At 67.8% G+C, this 6,236-nt stretch carries 4 protein-coding genes; 1 reads left to right on the plus strand and 3 read right to left on the minus strand.

Annotated features, from left to right (window positions below; all coding sequences use genetic code 11):
- Positions 1-1,310: serine/threonine-protein kinase (locus tag TL10_RS31100; protein ID WP_052506586.1), on the minus strand; the 1,310-nt coding region annotated here is incomplete at its 3' end.
- A 194-nt stretch (positions 1,311-1,504) separates the two neighbouring features.
- The gene (locus tag TL10_RS29130; RefSeq protein WP_043394324.1) at positions 1,505-2,125 is read right to left on the minus strand and encodes a mycothiol-dependent nitroreductase Rv2466c family protein; all 621 of its coding nucleotides are present in this window, start codon (positions 2,123-2,125) and stop codon (positions 1,505-1,507) included.
- 104 nt (positions 2,126-2,229) lie between these two features.
- Between TL10_RS29130 and pepN the strand changes: the two genes are divergently transcribed.
- Positions 2,230-4,803, plus strand: a complete 2,574-nt coding sequence (gene pepN, locus TL10_RS29135; protein ID WP_043988417.1) for an aminopeptidase N — start codon at positions 2,230-2,232, stop codon at positions 4,801-4,803.
- Between the two features lie 34 nt (positions 4,804-4,837).
- On the opposite strand, the gene TL10_RS29140 is transcribed toward pepN, so the two are convergent.
- On the minus strand, positions 4,838-6,236 hold a 1,399-nt coding region (locus TL10_RS29140; RefSeq protein WP_043988418.1), incomplete at its 5' end, for a GMC oxidoreductase.

Here is a 6,236-nt window from a genome sequence, read left to right on the forward strand (position 1 = left end):
TCGGTTGTTGGCGCCGGCGCCGGCGGCGGCGTCGGCTCCGGGCGAACCGGTTCGGGCGTCGGCGTCGCCTCCGGGCGAACCGGTTCGGGCGTCGGCGTCGCCTCCGAGACCGGCTCCGAGACCGGCTCGGACGGTGGCTGCGGCACGGGTGGCGCGGGTGGTTCCGGAACCGGGGGCTGCGCAACGGGCTCTTGGACAACAGGTTCCGGCGCGACCGGTTCGGGCTCCGGCGGCTCGACGGGGTCGGGTTCAGCGACCGGGACCGGAGGTGCCGGAGGTGCCGAGGACTCGGCCGGGACCGGCGGCGGCGTCACCGGCTCGGCCGGCGGCGGCGTCACCGGCTCGGCCGGCGGCGGCGTCACCTCGGGAGCGGATGGCGTCTCGGCGACCGGCGGCGCGGGCTCGGCCGGCTTGACCGTCGGCAGCCGCAACTCGGCGGTGCGCAGGTTCAGCGTCGGTGACTCGGTGACCAGTTCGGCCTGCCGCTCAAAAGCCCGCGCGAACTTGGTACAGGAATCGAATCGGTCATCGGGCGACTTGCCCATGGCCGTGATCAGCACGTCGTTCAGCGGCTGCAGCCACGGCTTCAGATCGCTGGCCTTGGGCGGGGTCGCACTGAGGTGCTGGCTGATCACCGCGATCTGGTTGGTGTCCTGGTAGGGCGTCTGGCCGGTGAGCAACCGGTACGCGGTTGCGGCGAGCGCGTACTGGTCGGCGCGGCCGTCGATCTCGCCGCCCATCAGCTGCTCGGGCGCCGAGTAGGAGACGGTGCCGATCGCCAGGTTGGCCGACGTCAGGCCCGTCACCTCACCGATCTGGCGGGCGATGCCGAAGTCACTCAGCAGGATTCGCCGCTCGTCGGTGTCGATGTTGCTCAGCAGGATGTTGGCCGGCTTGATGTCGCGGTGCAGCAATCCACGCTGATGCGCGTAGTCCAGGGCCGAGCTCATGGCCTTGACGATCGCGACCACGAGCTCCAGCGGCAGCCCGTTCGGGTACTCGTACTTGACCAGCTGCGCGGCGTCGGTGCCGTCGACGTAGTCCATGGTGATCCACAGCCGGCCCTCGAACTCGCCGCGGTCGTGCAGGCCGACGATGTGCGGATGCCACAGGCCCGCGGCGATATTGGCTTCGCGCTCGAACCGGATGCGGAATTCGTCGTTGGCGGAGGCGGTTTCCCGGAGCACCTTCATGGCGTCGAGGCGGGGCAGCCTGGGGTGCTGGACGAGGTACACATCGCCCATTCCCCCTGAGCCCAGCAACCGGCGCACGGTGTACCCGGCGAAGGTTGCGCCCGTCTCCAGCGACATCAGCGCATCCTACTCAAACCCGCACGTCGAAGGACGAAACTGTCCGTCGGCACGTCGCTCCCCACCAGTTGCATCGTTGTGGCTCATGTTTCGGATGTGTCTGACCACCGTAACGGCGTCCAGACGTTCCTTGCGGAACGCCGACGAGATTACCTGTGCCGACCCAGGCGAGCGTGACTAGCGGCCGATTGCGCTCAGTCGAATTCGGGAGCCTCGTTGCGGGAGCGCTTGAGCTCCCAGAAGTGCGGGTAGGAGGCGAAAATCACCGACGCGTCCCAGAGCTTGCCGGCCTCTTCACCGCGCGGGATACGCGACAGCACCGGACCGAAGAACGCGACGCCATTGACGTGGATGGTCGGCGTCCCCACATCGGGGCCGACGGCGTCCATGCCGGCGTGGTGACTCTTGCGCAGCGCCTCGTCGAACTTGTCGCTGGTGGCCGCCTCCGCCAGCTCGGCAGGCAGCCCGAGTTCTTCGAGGGACTCGGCGATGACCTCGGGGAAGTTCTTGTTGCCCTGGTTGTGAATCCGAGTGCCCATCGCGGTGTAGAGGGGCGCCAGCACGTCGGAACCGAGCGCTTCTTCAGCAGCGATCGCGACGCGCACCGGACCCCAGGCCAGCTTCATCATCTCCTGGTACTGCTCGGGCAGGTCCCTGCCCTCGTTCAGCACGGCCAGGCTCATGACGTGAAACTGCACGTCGACATCCCGGACCTGCGCGACCTCGAGGATCCAGCGCGAGGTGATCCAGGCCCATGGGCACAGCGGATCGAACCAGAATCCCGCGACATCTTTGGTGACGGCAGAGTCGGCCATTCGTCTTTTCCTTTTGCGCTCGGTACAGATCCCGTTGCGAACAACTATGCCCGGCGTCCCTATGTTCCCGGTCACGGCTACCAGTTGTCCCCTAAGTTGGTGACGTGGCACTTCCGAACCTGACCCGCGACCAGGCCGCCGAGCGCGCCGCACTGGTGACCGTCGACAACTACCGCATCGATCTTGACCTCACCGACGGTGCCGGTGCACCTGGTGAGCGCACCTTCCGGTCGGTGACCACGGTGACGTTCAGCGCCCTGCCCGGCGCCAACACCGTCATCGACATCGCCGCCGACACCCTCCGCAGCGCGACCCTCAACGGGCTGCCCATCGACGTGTCCGCGTACGACGAATCAACGGGCGTGCAGCTGGCCGGGCTGGCCGAGCAGAACGTCGTCGTCGTCGACGCGGACTGCCGCTACTCCAACACCGGTGAGGGGCTGCACCGCTTCGTCGACCCCGTCGACGGCGAGGTCTACCTCTACTCACAGTTCGAAACCGCTGACGCCAAGCGGATGTTCGCCTGCTTCGACCAGCCGGACCTCAAGGCCACCTTCGACGTGGCGGTGACCGCACCTGCGCACTGGCAGGTGATCTCGAACGGCGCGACGGTCAATGCCGAAGGCGGCAAGCACACCTTCGCCACCACCCCGAAGATGAGCACCTACCTGGCTGCCCTGATCGCCGGCCCCTACGCCCGGTGGGACGACGTCTACAGCGACGAGCACGGCGACATTCCGCTGGGCATCTTCTGCCGCGCGTCGCTGGCCGAGTACATGGACGCCGAGCGGCTGTTCACCGAGACGAAGCAGGGATTCTCCTTCTACCACAACAACTTCGGCACGCCGTATGCGTTCGGCAAGTACGACCAGCTGTTCGTGCCGGAGTTCAACGCCGGCGCCATGGAGAACGCGGGCGCGGTCACGTTCCTGGAGGACTACGTCTTCCGGTCCAAGGTCACGCGCTACTCGTACGAGCGCCGCGCGGAGACCGTGCTGCACGAGATGGCCCACATGTGGTTCGGTGACCTGGTCACCATGCGCTGGTGGGATGACCTGTGGCTCAACGAATCCTTCGCCACGTTCGCCTCGGTGCTGTGCCAGGCCGAGGCCACCGAGTACAAGCAGGCCTGGACCACCTTCGCGAACGTGGAGAAGTCCTGGGCCTACCGGCAGGACCAGCTGCCGTCCACCCACCCGGTGGCCGCCGACATCCCCGACTTGGCCGCTGTCGAGGTGAACTTCGACGGCATCACCTACGCCAAGGGCGCCAGTGTGCTCAAGCAGCTGGTGGCCTACGTCGGGCTGGAGCCGTTCCTGTCCGGCCTGCGCGATTACTTCCGCGACCACGCCTACGACAACGCCACGTTCGCCGATCTGCTTGGTGCACTGGAGAAGTCGTCGGGCCGGGACCTGTCGGACTGGGGCCAGCAGTGGCTCAAGACCACGGGCCTGAACACGCTGCGGGCCGACTTCGATGTCGACGGTGCCGGCGCGTTCACCCGGTTCGCCATCACCCAGAGCGGTGCGGCGCCCGGGGCCGGTGAGACCCGCGTGCACCGGCTGGCCGTCGGGCTGTACGACGACGACGGCTCCGGCAAGCTGGTCCGGGTGCACCGCGAAGAACTCGACGTCGAGGGTCCGGTGACGGATGTCCCTGCCCTGGTCGGGCTTTCGCGCAGCAAGCTGATCCTGGTCAACGACGACGACCTGACCTACTGCTCGATGCGGCTCGATCCCGCGTCGCTGCAGACGGTGCTGAGCCGGATCGCCGACATCGAGGACCCGCTCCCCCGCACCCTGGCCTGGTCGGCGGCGTGGGAGATGACCCGCGAGGCCGAGATGAAGGCCCGCGAGTTCGTCGCACTGGTCATGAGTGGCCTGCACGCCGAGACCGAGGTGGGCGTCGCCCAGCGGCTGGTGCTGCAGGCACAGACCGCGCTGACCTCCTACGCCGATCCCGCGTGGGCGGCCGAAATCGGTTGGGCCGCTTTCGGTGACGCGTTGCTGGACCTGGCGCGGGACTCGTCGCCGGGATCGGACCACCAGCTGGCGTACATCAATGCGCTGTGCACGTCGGTGCTGGCGCCGAACCACATCGCGGTGCTGTCGACACTGCTGGACAACGAGCCCGCCGCGGTGAACATGCCGGGCCTGGTGATCGACACCGATCTGCGCTGGCGCATCGTCACCGCGCTGGCCCGCGCGGGCGTCATCGACGCAGACGGCGTGGCGACGCCGTTCATCGACACCGAGGCCCAGCAGGATCCGACGGCGGCCGGTCAGCGCAACGCCGCTGCCGCGACCGCCGCCCGCCCGCAGGCGGCGGTGAAAGAGGCTGCGTGGCAACAGGTCATCGAGGACGACACGCTGGCGAACATCACCACGCGCGCCATCGTCGGCGGCCTGGTCCAGCCCGGGCAGACCGAGCTGCTGGCGCCATTCCGGGACCAGTACTTCGCGGCGATCTCCGGGGTGTGGGAGCGGCGCTCGAGCGAGGTGGCCCAGACCGTCGTCATCGGCCTGTACCCGGCATGGGACATCAGCCAGGCCGGTCTCGACGCCGCGGACCGGTTCCTCTCCGACCCGGAGCTGCCGCCGGCCCTGCGCCGCCTGGTCGTGGAAGGCCGTGCGGGAGTGGAGCGTTCACTGCGGGCCCGCGCCTTCGACATCAGCTGACGCGACTGCGGGAGCCGCACCTGGCCGACCGGGCCTAGGTGCGGCCCTGCAGGATGCCTTCGATGTTGCGCTCCGCGAGCGCGGTGATGGTCATGTACGGGTTGCAACCGAGGTGCCCCGGCATCAACGAGGCGTCGTTGACGAACAGGTTGCGGTGGCCGTTCACCCGCCCGAAGGCGTCGGTGGCCTTGCCCCGCACACAGCCGCCCAGCGGGTGGACAGTGTTGGGCGCGAAGACTCTTCCGCTGAACAGGTCGTTGCGGTAGTCGACCTTGTTGGCCCGCACGATCTTGTCGAACACCAGCCTGGCCCTGGCCTCGTTGTTCGCGGCGAAGGCGTCGGTCCACTGGATGGTCGCGGTGTCGGACTGGCGGTCGTAGGTGATGTCCGCGCGGTCGCCCGTATCGACCATGACGTAGTAGCCGAGCAGGTACGTCTCGACCGGTAGCGGCATGGAGAACATGCTGGCGTACACCGGATTGTCCGGGTCGTCGCGGCCGTCGATGTTGATCATGCCCATCAGGGATTGCGTGGTGCCCGCCGGATCGCTCTTGGCCAGGTTGTGTCCGACCATCAGGTCACCGTTGTTGCCGTAGCCCTTGCCGACCTGATCGCCCAGCCGGGCCAGGTCACCGGTCTCCCGCGCCTTCAGCAGCAGCTTGGTCGTGCCGAGCACGCCGGCCGCGAGATACAGCTGGTCACAACCGAATTCGGTCTTCGACAGCTCCTTTCCCCAGCGATCGATCTCGCGGGTGGACACCACGAACTCACCCGAACGCTCCTGACGGATCGAGGTGACCTCCGTCAGCGGGCGCAGCGTGACGTGGCCCGTCTTGAGCGCTTCGGCAATGTAGGTCTGGTCGACGCTGCCGAACCGGCCGTAGTTGCTGCCGAACTGCTGCTCGAATGCCAGCGAGGACTGCGGCACCTGTCCGGCCGCCTCCTTGACCAGATAGTCGAAGGAGTAGGAACTGCCGTTGTAGTCGACCTTGTAGCCGGCCGCCGCCGCGTACTTGCGGCCGACGCGGGCGTATTGGAAGCACGGGGCCTGCTCGAACCAGGGCATGTCGCGGTAGCTGATCTTCAGCGCGGACTTGGCGCGTTCGACATAGGTGCGCAGGAACTCGTCGCTGCCGATATCGGGGAACGCCTTGGCGACCTGGCGCGGCGTCGGGATGGCAGCGATGCCCGCATTGATCATCGAGCCGCCACCGACCGCCAAACCCCGGAAGACGTCGTGGGCGCCGTGCGTCACCTTCTGGCAGATGCCGGCCTGGATCGGCTGGGGCGACGGCGCGTGCTCCGCCACCTGCTCCACCGTGAAGCCACCGAAGGAGGTGACCAGACTCGGCGGCACCTTCGTGAACCAGCCGGCGCGGGTGTCGGCAGGCAGCATCTTGGAGAACCGCTTGCCGTCGTCGTGGGGCTTGTCC

This window comes from Mycolicibacterium llatzerense (genome assembly GCF_000878195.1).
Taxonomy (GTDB): domain Bacteria; phylum Actinomycetota; class Actinomycetes; order Mycobacteriales; family Mycobacteriaceae; genus Mycobacterium; species Mycobacterium llatzerense.